We start from the raw sequence: 15,058 nt of genomic DNA on the forward strand, positions 1-15,058 counted from the left end.
CTTCGAGGGGGGATGCACATGCGTGGGGTTGTCCGCGGTTCCATCCGGTCAGGCTGCATCGGCGGCCTCGCCATGGCGGCGTGCCTGTTCGGCGCCCTGCCCGCTCTGGCACTCGACGCCATCGTCGAGAAGAAGGTCTTCGAGATGCCGTCCTACACCACCACCGGTGGCGGGACGATCAAGAATGTCCGCATCGGCTGGGAAAGCTACGGCAAGCTGAACGACGCCAAGGACAACGTCATCCTCATCACCCATTTCTTTAGCGGCAACAGCCATGCCGCCGGGAAATACAAGGCCGATGATGCCGCTCCCGGCTATTGGGACAGCATCATCGGTCCCGGCAAGCCGCTGGATACCGACAAATACTTCATCATCGCCTCCGACACGCTGGTGAACCTGTCGCCCAAGGATCCCAACGTCGTCACCACCGGCCCGGCCAGCATCAACCCGGACACCGGCAAGCCCTATGGCATGAGCTTCCCCATCGTCACCATCCAGGACTTCGTCAATGTCCAGAAGGCGCTGGTCGACAGCCTGGGCATCAAGACCCTGCAAGCGGTGATGGGCGGCTCGATGGGGTCGCTCCAGGCCTTTGAATGGGGGGCCGACCATCCGGAGATGGTCAAGCGCGTCATCGCCGCCATCGGCGGGCCGGAGGCCGACCCCTTCCTGATCGGCTGGCTGAACCTGTGGGCGGCGCCGATCAAGCTCGACCCCAACTGGAACAACGGCGACTATTACGGCAAGGCGGAGCCGAAGGCCGGCCTGACCGAGGCGCTGAAGCTGGTCACCCTGCACGCCCGCCACTGGAAATGGGCAGACGCCGCCTTCGGCCGCAAATGGGCGGAGGACGGCAAGGATCCGAAGGCCGCGATGGGCAACCAGTATGCCATCGAAGCCTGGCTGGAGAAGGCGGCGTCCGGCCGCGCCGCGGTCAGCGACGCCAACCATTTCCTCTATCTGGTGAAGGCCAACCAGACCTTCGTCACCGGCAACGGCGCCTCGCTGGAGGATGGCCTGGCGAAGATCAAGGCCCCGGTCCTGCTGATCCCGTCGGCCGACGACCTCGTCTTCCCGCCCGACCGCAACATGCGCCCGCTGAAGGACCGGCTGGAGAAGCAGGGGAACGCGGTGGAGTACACCGAGTTGATCACCTCGACGCTCGGCCATCTCGACGGCGTGGTGAACATCGGCAAGGCGGGCGACACCATCGCGCAGTTCCTGGCGAAGTGAGGTGCCGGGGGCTTCGGACGCCGGAGCCCCCTACTCCCCGCTGACCGGCGCTCCCCGGAAGTTCAGCAGGCTCGGCGCCTTGTCGATGATCTCTTCCAGGATCAGCGACGCGGTCTCCAGGTCGCGGTCCAGTTCCGGGCCGAGCTTGCCGACATAATTGGGCCGCTTCAGCTTTTCCGCGGCATCGTGCAGGCTGCGCAGCTCGGCGACGAAGATCTCGCGGGCACCCATCGGCAGGATCGGGTTGGCCGACAGCACGAAGAAGAAGCGCATGCTGGCCCGCACAAGAAGGGCCAGCATCACCATGTCCAGCTTCTCGAACTGGTCGCGCAGATCGTCGGAACGCGCATCGACCAGATTGCGCAGGCGCTGTTCGATCAGGATGACCAGCGCCTGGAACTCGCCCACCTTGTCGCGGAAATCGCGGTAGGCGCCGAAGCTGTGCTTGCTGGCCTCATGCTCGGCCAACTGGGCCAGCTTCGAGGCCTCGCGGCACTGGCGCTCCAGCGCGCCCAGCAGTTCCTTGACCTCGGTTCGGGTGTATTGGCGCTTGCTCATGGGACTCGGCGGGGTTCTGTGCAGATGTTCCGGCGGGCGTTCGGACGCTCGGTCAAGCTATAGCACAACCCACGGGCGGCAACCTATCCCATGCTCAATGGTCCGCCTTGACCGGACCGCCCGGACGGCGCACCAGCGGCATGAACAGCAGCGCGCCGAAGAACACCGCCGACATCAACAGCATGGCATCGTTGAAGGTCAGGATCAGCGCCTCGCGCTGGACCAGCCCGACCAGACGGGACATCGCGGCGGCGGTGGGATCGGCCACCAGCCCGTCGAAGCGCTGGCTGAGGCTGTCGACCATCTGCTGCACCTCCGGACGGGCGAGGTTCATATTGTCGCCGAGCCGGTTCAGGTGCAGCGCGTTGCGGTCGGTGAGCACGGTGTTGATCGCCGCCAATCCGATGGCGCCGCCCAGGTTGCGCATCAGATTGTAGAGGCCCGACGCGTTCTTCAGCTTGTCCGGCGGCAGGGTGCCCAGCGCCACGCTGTTGATCGGGATGAAGCACAGCATCAGCGACATGCCGCGCACCGCCTGCGGAAGGAACAGCTCCCAGAAGCCGGTGTCGGCGGTGAAGTGGCTGTTCAGCCAGACGCCGGTGCCGAACAGGATAAGCCCCAGCGCCAGCATGGCGCGCAGGTCCATCCGCTTCGACAGGGCGCCGGCGATGGGCGCCGACATGAACTGGAAGATGCCGGTCACGAACATGATCTCGCCGATCTGCAAACTGTTGAAGCCGCGCACGCGGGCGAGGAACAGCGGCTGCAGATAGACCGACCCGTAGAGACCGATGCCGAGGATGAAGCTGTAGAGCGAGCCGATGGCGAAGTTGCGGTCGGCGAAGGCGCGCAGTTCCACGATGGGATTGCGGTAGGACAGCACCCGCCAGAAGAAGCCGGCGGCGGCGACGGCGGCCACCACCGCCAGCGCGAGGATCGTCTCGTCGTCGAACCAGTCGTTGCGCGGCCCCTCCTCCACCACATATTCCAGGCAGCCCAGGAAGGCGGCCATCAGCCCCAGCCCCAGGAAGTCGAAACCCTTGCGCAGTTCCGGATTCGGCCGGTCGACATCGACCAGGAACCAGACCAGCGAGGTCACCAGGATGCCGGGGATGACGTTGGCCAGGAACAGCCAGTGCCAGGACAGGTGCTGGGTCAGATAACCGCCCAGCGTCGGGCCGATGGTCGGCGCCATGGTGGCGACCAGCCCCATCATGACCGTGACGCCGGCGCGCTTTTCCGGCGGGAAGATCATGAAGCTGGTGGCGAACACCGTCGGGATCATCGCGCCGCCGATGAAGCCCTGCAACGCCCGCCAGACGATCATCGATTCGATGCCGCCGGCAAACGCGCAGGCGACGCTGGTCACGGTGAAGCCGGCGGCTGCCAGGGTGAACAGAATGCGGGTCGACATGATGCGCGACAGGATGCCCGACAGCGGGATCATCACGACCTCCGCGATCAGGTAGGAGGTCTGCACCCACGAAATCTCGTCGGCGCTGGCGGCAAGGCCAGCCTGGATTTCCGACAGCGAGCTGGAGACGATCTGGATGTCCAGGATCGCCATGAACATGCCGACGACCATCGCGAAGAAGCCGGCGATGTCGCGGGAAGTGAGGGGGCGCATGCCCTGGGCCGGTGTCGCCATGGAACCGCTGCCTTCCGTCGCGGCCGAACGACTGCCGCCCCGGGGGTGGCCCCAGGGCCGACTTCGGCCGATATGCTGGCTGGATCTATCGACTTGAATTGCGGACAGGGACGCCGCCCCGAAGGGGGAGGAGGAGCGGCGTCCCCGCCGGAGCCGTGGCCGCTTACTTGGCGGCCACCGCCTGCTTGTCGGTCAGCGCGCCGAAGACGCCGCCGCTGGCCAGGTGCGGCTGGCTGTCGGCACCGCGGGTGTCGACCTCCGCCACCACGGACAGGCCGGGGCGCAGCAGGCCGGCCAGCGCGTTGTCGCGCGGCAGGGCGATGCGGACCGGAACGCGCTGCACGATCTTGGTGAAGTTGCCGGTCGCATTCTCCGGCGGCAGCAGCGAGAACTTGGACCCCGAGGCCGGGGCGAAGCTCTCCACCGTGCCGATCAGATGGCGGTCCGGGAAGGCGTCGACGGAGATGCTGACATGCTGGCCGGGGCGCATGCGCGACAGCTGGGTCTCCTTGAAGTTGGCGACCACATAGACGTCGGGCAGCGGCACCAGCGACAGCATCTGCACGCCCGGCCGGGCATACTGGCCGACCTGGACGCCGCGGTTGCCGATCACGCCGTCGACCGGCGCGCGGATCACGGTGTTGTCCAGATCGTTGCGCGCCGTCTGCAGGGTGGCCTGCGACTGGGCCAGATGGGCTTCCGTCTCGGTCCGGGTGGCATGCAGGACGTTGACCTGCTCGTTCTCCGAGGCCAGCGCCGCCCGCGCCTTCGCCACCTGGGCCACCGCCTTGCGCAGGTCGGCGTCGGCGGTTTCCAGCTTCTGGCGGCTGGTCCAGCTGTCGCTGGCCAGCGAGCGGTTGCGCTCATAGTCCTGCTGGGCGCGGCGCTGTTCGGCCTCGGCGCTCGCCAGCGTGGCGGCGGCCTGGTCGATCACCGTGCGCTGAAGCTCCAGCTTGCTGTCCAGGGTGCCGAGCGCCGCCTTCTGGGCGGTCACCGCGGCCTCGGACTCCGCCACCTTGGCGCGGAAATCCTGGTCGTCGAGGATCGCCAGCACGTCGCCCGTCCGCACGAGCTGGTTCTCGGCGACCTTCACATCGCGGACATAGGCGGAGATCTTCGGGCTGACGACGGTGATGTCGCTCTGCACATAGGCATTGTCGGTCGATTCCATGAACCGGCCTTCCGTCCACCACCGTTCGCCGGCGACGGCGCCACCTGCCAGCACGGCCAGCGCAACGCCCGACAGCACGATCTTCCGCACGCCATTCGCCATTGTCTCTATCCCCAATCCACCGCGGTCCGGTCAGGATTCCGCCGATGCGCTCTTGCCGGCGCCGTCACGGAAAAGAAACTGAACCGTTCAGTTTAGTCTTGCCGGAAGATGGCGGACGGCCTATCTGTTGTCAAGACCGAACTGAACGGTTTAGTTTTTGGCAATTGGTGTCAGGGGGCTTGTCGGGCGATGCGGAACGCGGTAGGGGCCAAGCACATGGACTCAGGCGAGGCGCGCATGACCACCTTGGTTGCCCCCACTCCCGAAGCAGGATCGAAGCCGGCCCAGATCATGGACGCGGCCGGCACCCTGTTCCTGGAACATGGCTACAGCGCCGTCAGCATGGACGCGGTCGCCAAGAAGGCGAACGTTTCCAAGGCGACCCTGTACGCCCATTTCGGCAGCAAGGAGGAACTGTTCCGGGCGATGGTCGCCTGCGAATGCGCGAACTCCGTCATGGCCGGCATCTGGGACGATGCGATGCGCCTGCCGGCGGCCGACGGGCTGCGCCTGATCGGCAAGACCTTCGTCCGCTTCATCGCTTCGCCCAAGGCGCTGGGCCTGTACCGGATGGTGCTGGGCGAGGTTCTGCGCCAGCCCCAGCTTGCCCAGGCCTTCTACGACAGCGGCCCTGCCGAAACCTTCCAGCGCGCGCACCAGTTCATGGCCCATATGGTGAAAAGGGGCGAGCTGGCGATCACCGACTGCGACCTCGCCACCCACCAGTTCTTCGGTCTGCTGAAGGCCAACATGCACATGAAGCTGCTGCTTTGCCTGAGCGAACGGCCGAGCGACGCGGATCTGGAGCGATTCGTCGATGCCGCCGTCGATCTGTTCGTCAAGGGCTATGCGCCCGAGGCACGCTGAGGGCCGCTGCGCCTGAAATACGCCCAATGAGAGTTGAGCGGCAGTGCTCACAAACCCTCAGTTGGTGCCAGCGGCAATCCAGATCCAATAGTCATAAATCCAGCGGCAAACCTCGCCCCCTTCGGCTTGTCACCGGCCAAGGCTTCGTATAGCGTGCCCATGACATACCGGCGTAACGGTGCGTGGCGGGTTTGCGGATGGATTTCGAGACGACCTTCATCGCGCAGGTCATCACTGTTATCGGCTTTGCGGTCGGCCTGTCCATTGCCGTCGCCTCCGGCCGCTATCCGTATCACATCCGCAACTCCCTGCGCGCCTATGCCTATGGAAAATTGCTGCTTGGCTCCGCCTTCCTGATCGCGGGCCTGCGCGGCGGGGCGGCGCCGGAGCTGCTGGTGCCGCTTGCCAACGGGTTGGGGGTCGCCGGGTTGGCGATGAACTACACCAGCGTCCGCCATCTCCAGAACCGGCCGGTCAGGCGTCTCATGCCGGCGGCAGTCGGACTGGCAGTGGCCCTGGCCTGTTCTCTGCTGCTGCTCGTCGGCGGCATCTCCCATGTCCGCATCCTGACCAGCTTCGCGACCTCTGCCATATTGCTCGTCATCGCCTTCGAGGTTCTGGTTCGTTACGAGGATCGCGGCATTCCCCATTATGTAACCGGACTGCTATCGGCCACATTGGCCGTGGTGTATCTGGTCCGCATGGGGGCGGGCATGGTTCAGGGGGAAATGCCGGTCGATCAGATGGTGGACGACCGTGTGGAGCGGGTCACCTTCCAGCTGTCGATGCTGGGCACCGTCATGGGTGCCATCAATTACGTCCTGATGGCCAGCGACGAGTTCAACCGCGAACTGACGAAGCTCGCCCACACCGACGGGCTGACCGGCAGCCTGAACCGCCGCCGCCTGTTCGAACTGGGCGAGGTCGAGTTCCGCCGCGCCCGCCGCCATGGCCGCGACCTGACGGTGCTGGTGCTCGACATCGACCGCTTCAAGGCGGTCAACGACCGGGCCGGCCATCCGTTCGGCGACCGGGTCATCCAGGCGGTGGCCGACTGCTGTGCCGCGCAGATCCGGCGCGAGGATTCGGTGGGCAGGATCGGCGGGGAGGAATTCGCCATCCTGCTGCCTGAAACGGGCGTCGAGGCCGGCCGGCTGCTGGCCGAACGGCTGCGCAGCGCCATCGAGCGGCAGTTGGCCCAGTTGGGCGCCGAAGGCGGCGTGACGGTGACCTGCAGCATCGGCGGCGTCAGCCTGACGCGGGAACACAGCGAGTTTTCCGACCTGATGGCCCAGTCGGACAGCGCGCTCTACGACGCCAAGCATGCCGGGCGCAATCAGGTGCGTTTCTACCCGGCGGTGGCGTTGACCCCTGCGTTGCACGCCTGACGGACAGGAAAGATCCGCGCGGGACCGGTTAGAAAAAACGGCCCCGCAGGCAATGGCGCACGGCCGCCTTTACCCGCGGGGCCGCATGCCGCATTATCCGCGCCGGTCCCCGCCGGCCGGTCTACTCCGGTCGATAGTCCGGGGCCGGCTTGCCGGGTCCGATCCGGCTCCGTCCCTTCCGGCAACATCGGCGCAAGGTCGTGGTTCTTTCCCATCTCGGCTCCGGCGGCCTGGAGCCGCAGCGGTCGCAGCTGACGCTCGGCTCAAAATTCAGGCTCATCAACTGGGGGCTGGTCCTGCTGATCTGCACGATCACCGGGGTCGGCGTCGGACTGCTCTATTCCGCGGCCGGCGGCCATTGGAAGCCGTGGGCGCAGCCGCAGCTGGTCCGCGCCATTCCCGGCCTCGTCCTGATGCTGGGCATCGCGCTGGTCGACATCCGCCACCTGATGAAGTCGGCCTACGTCATCTTCTTCATGGTGCTCTGCCTGCTGATTGCGGTGGAGCTGATGGGCCGCATCGGCATGGGCGCCCAGCGCTGGATCGACCTCGGCTTCTTCCAGCTCCAGCCGTCGGAGCTGATGAAGCCGGCGCTGACGCTGGCGCTCGCCCGCTATTTCCACGGGGTGACGCTGGACCAGATCGGCCGGCCGCTTCTGCTGATCCCGCCGCTGCTGCTGGTCTTCACGCCCGTCGCCTTCGTCCTGATGCAGCCCAACCTCGGCACCTCGCTGCTGCTGATCATGGGCAGCGGCGCCATCTTCTTCGCTGCCGGCGTCCGGGTGTGGAAATTCCTGCTGGTGATCGGCGGCGGCCTCAGCGCCATCCCCATCGCCTGGGAATTCCTGCACGACTACCAGAAGCAGCGCGTCTACACCTTCCTCGATCCGGAGACCGATCCGCTCGGCGCCGGCTACAACATCCTGCAGTCGAAGATCGCGCTCGGCTCCGGCGGCCTGTTCGGCAAGGGCTTCATGTCCGGCTCGCAGAGCCAGCTGATGTTCCTGCCGGAAAAGCACACCGATTTCATCTTCGTCGTGCTGGCGGAGGAGTTCGGCATGGTCGGCGCCGCCACGCTGCTGGCGCTCTACATCCTGCTGTTCATCTATGGCTGGGTGATCGCGCTGAACAGCCGCAGCCAGTTCGGCCGGCTGGTCGCGGTCGGCATGACGGCGCAGTTCTTCCTCTACGTCTTCGTCAATGTGGCGATGGTGATGGGGCTGATCCCCGTCGTCGGCATCCCGCTGCCGCTGGTGTCCTATGGCGGATCGGCGATGATGACGCTGATGATCGGCGTCGGCCTGCTGCTCAGCATGTCGGTCCACCGCGACGTGCGCATCCCCAAGAGCGGCGTCACCGACGTCTGACGTCCCGCTTCCGACATCCCCCATTCGGTTCGGTTATCGGCTGAGGTACGCCGGGCAAGTGCCTGCCGCACTCCGGCCGCGCCGTTGCCGCTTGGCCCTGCTCTCGCGATATCGGGGTGCAGGCCGACCGATCTTGCGGGTAGGCCCGGTATCAGCGGGAGGAAATGGCGATGCGGAGAGATGCCTTAGGACAAAGCGGACGGACGACGGCGATCGGGGCGGGCCTCGCCGCCCTTCTGCTCGGCAGTGCGCCGGCGTTGGCGGACTCGCTGTTCAGCCATATCGGCGGCAGCTTCAGCGAGACGGCCGGGTCCTTCGAGACCTCACGCTGGCAGCGGTCCGACGGCTGGAAGTCCGGCGGACACATGAACTGCACCTGGAGCCGGGCCAACGTCACCGCCGGGAAAGGCCACCTCGCCCTGTCGGTCAGCGACCGGATTGCCGGCAGCGAACGCGTTTCCGGAAGCGACCGCTATTCCTGCGGCGAATATTCGACGCACCGCTTCTACGGCTACGGCGCCTACACGGTGTCGCTGAAGGCGGTGAAGGCCGATGGAGTGATGACCTCGGTTTCGCACTACACCGGCCCGCCCTTCGGCGATCCGTGGGACGAGATCACCATGGGGATCGCCGGCAAGGACACCACCAAGCTGGAGATCAGCTATGTGGTCAACGGCGCCGGGCACCGCAACACGGTGGTCGATCTCGGCTTCGACGCCGCCAAGGGCGTCCACAGCTACGGCTTCGACTGGAAGCCCACCGGCATCGTCTGGACCGTCGACGGCAAGCCGGTCCATCAGGTGTCGGGCAAGCCGGAGGAGCTGCCGCGCATGCCCGGCCGGCTGATGCTGCGCTTCTGGAGCGCGTCCGGCGATACCGAATGGATGCGCCGCTTCACCTATCCCGGCCATCCTCTGGCCGCGGAGGTCGCCTCCGTCAGCTACCGCGAGGATCCGGCGAACCTCAGCAACTGAGGACCGCCCGGTCAGTCCAGCGCTTCGGCGCCCAGGTAGGATTCGACGACGCGGGGGTCGGCGACGACCTCCGCCGGGGCGCCGTCGGCGATCTTCTCGCCATGGTCCAGCACCACCACGCGGTCGGACAGCGCCATCACCGCGCGCATGACATGCTCGATCATCAGGATGGTCAGGCCTTCGCGCCGGTTCAGGTCGCGCAGGACCTCGACCATCCGGTCGACCTCGGTCGGGCGAAGCCCCGCCAGCACCTCGTCCAGCAGCAGCAGGGTCGGACGGGTGGCCAGCGCGCGGGCGACCTCCAGCCGCTTGCGGTCGGGCAGGGTCAGGCTTCGCGCCGGACGGCTGGCCTGATCGGCCAGTTCCAGCCGCTCCAGCACGGCGCGGGCCTGCCGCCTCGCGGTCTCCACCGACCGTTCGCGGGCCAGCGCGCCGACCACGACATTCTCCTCGACCGTCAGCTGGCCGAAGGGCTTGACGATCTGGAAAGTGCGGCCGATCCCGGCGGCGCAGACTTGGTTGGGCTTCAGGCCGGTCAGGTTGCGGCCCTTCAGCGTCACCCGCCCCTCGTCGGGCGGAAAGACGCCGGCAATCAGGTTGAAGGTGGTGGTCTTGCCGGCGCCGTTCGGACCGATCAGCGCCAGGATGCGCCCCTCCGGCACGGCGAAGCTGACCTCCGACACCGCCTTCAGCCCGCGGAACCGCTTGGACAGGCGCTCGACCTCAAGCAGAGCGGTCATCTCAGGCCCCCTCCCCCGGCTGGCGGACAAGACGCAGGCGGCGGGCCAGCCAGGGCCACACGCCCTCCGGCCGGAACACCACGATCACCACCAGCGCCGCGCCATAGAACAGTTGCTTCAGGCCGGGCAGGTCCAGCCCGCCGGCCTCGATCAGGAAGGTCAGCGCCTCGCCCAGCGGCGTCAGGATGAAGGCGCCGAGGATCGGGCCGACCAGCGTGCCGATGCCGCCGACGATGGCCGGCAGGATGATCTCGATGGAGCGGCCCATCGAGAAGACCTGCTCGGGGAACAGGTTGTTGAAATAGAAGGCCTGGAACACGCCGCCCAGCGCCGTCAGGGCGGAGGACACCGCCACCGCCGTCATGCGGGCGCGGAACAGGTCGACGCCAGAGGCCTCCGCCGCGTCCGGCTCCTCGCGCACCGCCAGCCATTGGTAGCCGAGCCGGCTGTGCAGCAGGGCGCGCGACAGGAACAGCGCGCCGACGACCAGCGCCAGCGCCACGTAATAGAACAGCACCGGCGAGCCGCGCAGGTTGAGCGGATCGCTCGCCCCCGCCTCCACCGGCAGGAAGAAGCCGCCGGAGCCGCCGACCCAGGTGATGTGGTCGAAGCCGATGCGCGCCACCTCGGCGAAGGCGATGGTCAGCAGGGCGAAATGCACGCCCTTCACCCCGAAGCGGAAGCCCAGGAAGCCGATGACGCAGCCGGCCACCACCGAGACCAGCATCGCCAGGACCATGCCGGCCCAGGGGCCGATGCCGAAATGGACGAACAGCGCCGCGCTGACATAGGCGCCGAGGCCGACATACAGCGCGTGGCCCAGCGACAGCAGGCCGGAAAAGCCCATCATCACGTTCCAGGCCTGCCCGACATAGGCGAACCACAGCACGGTGGTCAGCACCGACACCAGATAACGGTCGGCGACGAAGGGTGCCACCGCCAGCCCCAGCGCCGCCAGAACCAGCAGCACCATCCCGCGTCCGGTAATCCCGGAAGGCACCATTCCCGAAAGCCCGCTCATGACCGTTTCCCCAACAGCCCTTGCGGGCGCAGCAGCAGAACCACGATCAGCACCCCGTAGCTGAACAGGGATTTCATGGACGGCGTCAGCAGGAAGCCGGCCAGCGCCTCCGACATGCCGATCAGCACGCCGCCCAGCAGCGCGCCGGGCAGGCTGCCCAGCCCGCCGACGATGACGATGATGAAGCTGAGCAGCGTGTATTCCGGCGCCAGCTGCGGCCGGGCATCGACCAGCAGGGTCATCAGCGCGCCGGCCACCCCGACCACCGCGGCACCGATGCCGAAGGTCAGGGCATAGAGCCCGTCGATGTTCAGCCCGACCACGCGGGCGCCCAGCGGGTTGTCGGCACAGGCGCGGATCGCCTTGCCGGTGCGGCTGAAGCGGAAGAAGGCGAACAGCGCCGCCGCCACCACGATGGCCGCCGCCCCGGCACGCAGCCGCACGGCGTCCAGCAGCATCGAGCCGATCTCCACCGTGTCGAAGCTGTAGGGCACCTGGACGTTGCGGGCATCCGGGCCGAACAGCATCAGCATGGCATTGACCAGGATGGTGGCGATGCCCAGCAGCAGGATAAACTGCATGTGCTCCGGCCGCTCGACGAACTTGTTGACCAGCCCGCGCTGCAACAGCCAGCCGCAGGCGAACAGCAGAGCCGCCATGAGCGGGGCCGACAGCAGCGGGTCGAGGCCCAGCCAGCCGCCCAGCAGCACCGCGCCGTACATGCCCGCCACCATCATCTCGCCATGGGCGAAGTTGACGACGCGCACCACGCCGAAGATGACCGAAAGCCCCAGCGCCGCCAGCCCGTAGACCAGGCCGGTCAGCAGGCCGGAGGCCGCGATGTTCAAATAATAGTCGATCGGCATGGGCGGCGGATTGTCCGAACGGTTGGGTTCTGCGGGTTAGCAGTCCAAGGGGGATGCAGGCAAGCCAGAACGACCGCCGGCACTGCGATTCGTCCCGATCCCGCTATGGCTGGCCGGCGATCCGGGTGCCGCTGCGCAGGCTGGCGATACGCTCCGCCACGTCGTTCAACCGGCGGTCGAGTGCCGTCGCCAGACAGGACTGCGCCGCCACGGCCACCGCCGGGTCTCCTTCGGTGCCGCTGCGAATCCAGCAGAGCGCCGCGATCCGCTCGTGGAAGCGACGCTCGTCCTGGATCAGTTCATAGGCGGCAGCGGCTCGGGCCGCCGGATCGGCGATGCCGGCCAGAAAGCGCTCCTGCATTCCGCGGGCACGTCCGTCGGAAAGGGCGAGCGCCGGGACGTCGCAGATCATCCGCCGCAGCGGCGCCGTCACCGTGGCACAGCGCGGATCGGCGACCGGCGCTGGCGGCGGCTGGGGTGGCGGCGGCTGGGTCATGGCGGCCGCGGGCAGCGGAGCGGCAACGGTCGGCGGCGGCGGCGGCGGCGCAGCCTTCGCCGCGACCGGAACCGTCCCGGCCGGTCGGGACGGCGGCGGCTTGGCCGCGCCCAGCGATTCCCGCACCACCCGCACCGGCATGCCGACCTCCGCCGCCGCGAAGACGGTTTCGATGTCGGCGGGCAGCATGCGGAAGCAGCCGCCGCTGGCCCGTGTGCCAATCGAGTCCGGGTCGTTGGTGCCGTGGATGGCGATGGCCGGCCAGCCGAGATCGAGCGCGAACCGGCCCAGCGGGTTGTTCGGTCCGGGCGGAACCGCCCGCGGCAGGGCGGGGTTGTCGCGCCGCTGGTTGGCGGTCGGCCGCCAAGTCGGGTCACGGCGCTTGCGCAGGATGCTGCTGTCGCCGACGGGAATCGGCACGCCGGGACGGCCGATGGCGACCGGGAAGCTGCGCATCCCCCCGTCGGGACCCGTCAGGTAGAGGCGGCGGTCGGCAAGGCTGATGGCGATGGAAGGGCCGCCGGTCACCGTCTCCAGCGCCTGGGCTGGACCTGCACCGTTCATCCCGGCAAGGGCAAGGAGAGCCCACAAAAGACACCGTGCCAGGATGGCGGTGACGGCTGTTGTCGGTCGGAGGAGGGCGCCACGGCTGCGGTCTCCCCGAAAGGTCGTAAATCCATGCATGCGGAAAGTTGATCGCGTGTCCCCTAAAACAGGGTAAACAGCATGGGACGACGGTCGCCGGGGAACGGGGCCGCCCCGGACAGCAAGGACGTGCATCATGGACCAGATCGAGCAGACGTTGGCCGTCGCAACGGAACACCACCGCGCCGGCCGCACCGCGGAGGCCGAACGGCTGTACCGCGACGTGCTGGACGCGTCGCCCGGCCATCCGGACGCCCTGCATCTGCTGGGGGTGATCGCGCTGCAATCGGGCCGTGCGGACGAGGCGGTCGACCGCATCGCCCAGGCCGTGGCCGGCGATGACGGTTCCCCGCTGTTCCATGCCAATCTGGGTCACGCCCTGCACGCGTCCGGCCGCCACCGCGAAGCGGCGATGAGCTTTGCCCGCGCCCTGACCCTGCTGACCAACGAGGGAGAGGGCTGGGGCAATGTCGGGGCGCTCGCCAACCTGATCCGCCGCTATGACGACGACATCCGCGCCGCCGCCGCCGCCGAGGTCGATGCCCGCTACACCATGGGCGACGTGATGCGGCGCCAGTCGCTGCTTTTCCTGCTGACCGGCGACGTGGCCTATTACCGCGCCCTGGTGAACACGGCGCTGGACGACCCGCTGCGCTTCTCCATCCCCTCGATGCACTACGCCTACTGGGGCATCGCCATGCGGCTGTTCCAGGGCGACACGCGCAAGGGCGACGTCAGCGCCTTCACCACCGGCGAATTCCGCCGGTTCTACCGCCTGCTGGTGGATGAGACGGCGCGCCGCTACGGTCTTGACACCCGCCTGCGCCGGGTGGCGCCGCGCACTGCGGTGAAGCGGGTGGCGCTGATCACCAACCAGATGCTGGGCGAAGGGCACCAGCCGACCGCCGACGCCTTCGATTATGCCCGCCGTCTGCAGGACGACCATGGTTGCGAGGTGCTGATCGTCAACCCCAACGCCATGGCGGTGGAAGGCGAGAACGGCTTCGTTCCCGAATACAGCTACAACGTCACCGAGGAATATGACGGCGAGCAGACCCTGACCGCCTTCGGCGCCAAGGTCCGCATGCTGTCCTTCCCGCAGCCGCGTTTCGACGAGGAGAAGCTGACCGCCATCGTCGATGCGGTGCAGCGCTTCGATCCCGACGTGATCGTTGCCTTCGGCGGCTCCAACACGGTGGCCGATCTGTTCGCCCGCAGCCGGCCTGTGGTGTTCCTGCCGACCTCCAGCGGCCTGCCGCCCTCGCTCGCCACGCTTCTGCTGGGCTACGCCCCGGAGGACAGCGCCGCCGGCTGGCCGGAGGAGGCGCGGGCGCGCTTCCGTCCCTTCTTCTTCGGCTGGACCCTGCCGGATGCCGGTCCGGCGCGCAGCCGCGCCGATTTCGGCCTGCCGGCCGACGGGCCGCTCTATGTCGTCGTCGGCAACCGCCTGGATCAGGAGGTCGGACCGGAGTTCCTTGAGACGCTCGACCGCCTGCTCGACCGCGTGCCCGACGCCCACATCGCCTTCGCCGGCGCGGTGACCGACCTGCCGGGCCGGATCGCCACCGCCCGCAACGCGGCGCGGATGCAGGCGCTGGGAGATGTCGACGCCATTCGCGGGCTGTACGGCGTGGCGACCGCCTATCTGAACCCGCCGCGCCAGGGCGGCGGCGGCAGCGCGGCCTTCGCTCTGGCGGACGGGCTGCCGGTGGTGACCTATTCCCGGGGCGATGTCGCCGGGATCGTCGGCTCCGCCCTGACCGTTGCCGACGAGACGGCCTTCCTGGACCGCGCCGCGGCGCTTGGACAGGATGCCGCCGCGCGGGCGCAGGCGGCGGAAGCGGCACGCACCCGCTTCGCCGAAACGGCCGACCGCGCGCGGTCGGTGGAAAAGCTGCTGGACTATGCCCGCGAGGCGCAGGAGCTGTACTGAAATCCGGCCCTTCCCCTGCCCCGGACAGACGTCCGCCCGGCCCCCGTAC

13 protein-coding genes are annotated in these 15,058 nt (G+C 67.8%); 6 read left to right on the forward strand and 7 right to left on the reverse strand.

The features are described 5' to 3' along the window. The first annotated feature begins 18 nt into the window (after positions 1-18). Positions 19-1,233 carry an E22 family MetX-like putative esterase gene (locus ACWPN8_RS24935; RefSeq protein WP_492242653.1) on the forward strand — a complete coding sequence of 405 codons (1,215 nt, stop codon included), beginning with the start codon at positions 19-21 and terminating at the stop codon, positions 1,231-1,233. A gap of 30 nt (positions 1,234-1,263) precedes the next feature. Here ACWPN8_RS24935 and ACWPN8_RS24940 read toward each other — a convergent pair whose 3' ends face one another. The 3 genes from ACWPN8_RS24940 to ACWPN8_RS24950 all read right to left on the reverse strand — a co-directional run bounded on the left by ACWPN8_RS24940 (position 1,264) and on the right by ACWPN8_RS24950 (position 4,712). Further along, entirely contained in the window at positions 1,264-1,791 is a 528-nt protein-coding gene (locus tag ACWPN8_RS24940; RefSeq protein WP_109048318.1) for a hypothetical protein, read from the reverse strand. Between the two features lie 94 nt (positions 1,792-1,885). After that, positions 1,886-3,439 (reverse strand): DHA2 family efflux MFS transporter permease subunit, encoded by a 1,554-nt coding sequence (locus ACWPN8_RS24945; RefSeq protein WP_109450080.1) that lies wholly within the window; start codon positions 3,437-3,439, stop codon positions 1,886-1,888. Positions 3,440-3,602: 163 nt separating this feature from the next. Next, entirely contained in the window at positions 3,603-4,712 is a 1,110-nt protein-coding gene (locus ACWPN8_RS24950) for an HlyD family secretion protein (protein WP_492242654.1), read from the reverse strand. Between the two features lie 237 nt (positions 4,713-4,949). Here ACWPN8_RS24950 and ACWPN8_RS24955 point away from each other — a divergent pair, with 237 nt between their 5' ends. From ACWPN8_RS24955 to ACWPN8_RS24970, 4 genes are all read left to right on the forward strand, one after another. Then, positions 4,950-5,579 carry a TetR/AcrR family transcriptional regulator gene (locus ACWPN8_RS24955; RefSeq protein ID WP_492242655.1) on the forward strand — a complete coding sequence of 210 codons (630 nt, stop codon included), beginning with the start codon at positions 4,950-4,952 and terminating at the stop codon, positions 5,577-5,579. Between the two features lie 197 nt (positions 5,580-5,776). After that, the gene (locus ACWPN8_RS24960; protein ID WP_492242656.1) at positions 5,777-6,967 is read left to right on the forward strand and encodes a GGDEF domain-containing protein; all 1,191 of its coding nucleotides are present in this window, start codon (positions 5,777-5,779) and stop codon (positions 6,965-6,967) included. A 200-nt stretch (positions 6,968-7,167) separates the two neighbouring features. Then, positions 7,168-8,334, forward strand: a complete 1,167-nt coding sequence (gene rodA / locus ACWPN8_RS24965; RefSeq protein WP_109453100.1) for a rod shape-determining protein RodA — start codon at positions 7,168-7,170, stop codon at positions 8,332-8,334. A 170-nt stretch (positions 8,335-8,504) separates the two neighbouring features. Then, on the forward strand, positions 8,505-9,308 hold the full coding sequence (locus ACWPN8_RS24970; RefSeq protein ID WP_492242657.1) for a family 16 glycosylhydrolase: 804 nt from the start codon (positions 8,505-8,507) through the stop codon (positions 9,306-9,308). 11 nt (positions 9,309-9,319) lie between these two features. On the opposite strand, the gene ACWPN8_RS24975 is transcribed toward ACWPN8_RS24970, so the two are convergent. From ACWPN8_RS24975 to ACWPN8_RS24990, 4 genes are all read right to left on the reverse strand, one after another. Next, positions 9,320-10,048: an ABC transporter ATP-binding protein gene (locus ACWPN8_RS24975; RefSeq protein WP_109450069.1), complete on the reverse strand. Its 729-nt coding sequence runs from the start codon at positions 10,046-10,048 to the stop codon at positions 9,320-9,322. 1 nt (position 10,049) lies between these two features. Further along, positions 10,050-11,069, reverse strand: coding sequence for a branched-chain amino acid ABC transporter permease (locus ACWPN8_RS24980; protein WP_492242658.1), 1,020 nt, complete (start codon positions 11,067-11,069; stop codon positions 10,050-10,052). Beyond that, positions 11,066-11,935: a branched-chain amino acid ABC transporter permease gene (locus tag ACWPN8_RS24985; RefSeq protein WP_098737640.1), complete on the reverse strand. Its 870-nt coding sequence runs from the start codon at positions 11,933-11,935 to the stop codon at positions 11,066-11,068. Before ACWPN8_RS24985 ends, ACWPN8_RS24980 begins: the two co-directional genes overlap by 4 nt. 103 nt (positions 11,936-12,038) lie before the next feature. Beyond that, positions 12,039-12,995 (reverse strand): L,D-transpeptidase, encoded by a 957-nt coding sequence (locus ACWPN8_RS24990; protein WP_492242659.1) that lies wholly within the window; start codon positions 12,993-12,995, stop codon positions 12,039-12,041. Positions 12,996-13,212: 217 nt separating this feature from the next. Between ACWPN8_RS24990 and ACWPN8_RS24995 the strand changes: the two genes are divergently transcribed. Further along, on the forward strand, positions 13,213-15,009 hold the full coding sequence (locus ACWPN8_RS24995; RefSeq protein WP_492242660.1) for a tetratricopeptide repeat protein: 1,797 nt from the start codon (positions 13,213-13,215) through the stop codon (positions 15,007-15,009). Positions 15,010-15,058: the final 49 nt, after the last annotated feature.

The sequence above is a fragment of the Azospirillum sp. UENF 112521 genome (assembly GCF_058780665.1).

Coding starts and splice junctions, on each gene's coding strand:
- ACWPN8_RS24935 (WP_492242653.1), top strand. CDS start 19: ATGCGTGGGGTTGTCCGCGGTTCCATCCGGTCAGGCTGCATCGGCGGC.
- ACWPN8_RS24940 (WP_109048318.1), bottom strand. CDS start 1,791: ATGAGCAAGCGCCAATACACCCGAACCGAGGTCAAGGAACTGCTGGGC.
- ACWPN8_RS24945 (WP_109450080.1), bottom strand. CDS start 3,439: ATGGCGACACCGGCCCAGGGCATGCGCCCCCTCACTTCCCGCGACATC.
- ACWPN8_RS24950 (WP_492242654.1), bottom strand. CDS start 4,712: ATGGCGAATGGCGTGCGGAAGATCGTGCTGTCGGGCGTTGCGCTGGCC.
- ACWPN8_RS24955 (WP_492242655.1), top strand. CDS start 4,950: ATGACCACCTTGGTTGCCCCCACTCCCGAAGCAGGATCGAAGCCGGCC.
- ACWPN8_RS24960 (WP_492242656.1), top strand. CDS start 5,777: ATGGATTTCGAGACGACCTTCATCGCGCAGGTCATCACTGTTATCGGC.
- ACWPN8_RS24970 (WP_492242657.1), top strand. CDS start 8,505: ATGCGGAGAGATGCCTTAGGACAAAGCGGACGGACGACGGCGATCGGG.
- ACWPN8_RS24975 (WP_109450069.1), bottom strand. CDS start 10,048: ATGACCGCTCTGCTTGAGGTCGAGCGCCTGTCCAAGCGGTTCCGCGGG.
- ACWPN8_RS24980 (WP_492242658.1), bottom strand. CDS start 11,069: ATGAGCGGGCTTTCGGGAATGGTGCCTTCCGGGATTACCGGACGCGGG.
- ACWPN8_RS24985 (WP_098737640.1), bottom strand. CDS start 11,935: ATGCCGATCGACTATTATTTGAACATCGCGGCCTCCGGCCTGCTGACC.
- ACWPN8_RS24990 (WP_492242659.1), bottom strand. CDS start 12,995: ATGAACGGTGCAGGTCCAGCCCAGGCGCTGGAGACGGTGACCGGCGGC.
- ACWPN8_RS24995 (WP_492242660.1), top strand. CDS start 13,213: ATGGACCAGATCGAGCAGACGTTGGCCGTCGCAACGGAACACCACCGC.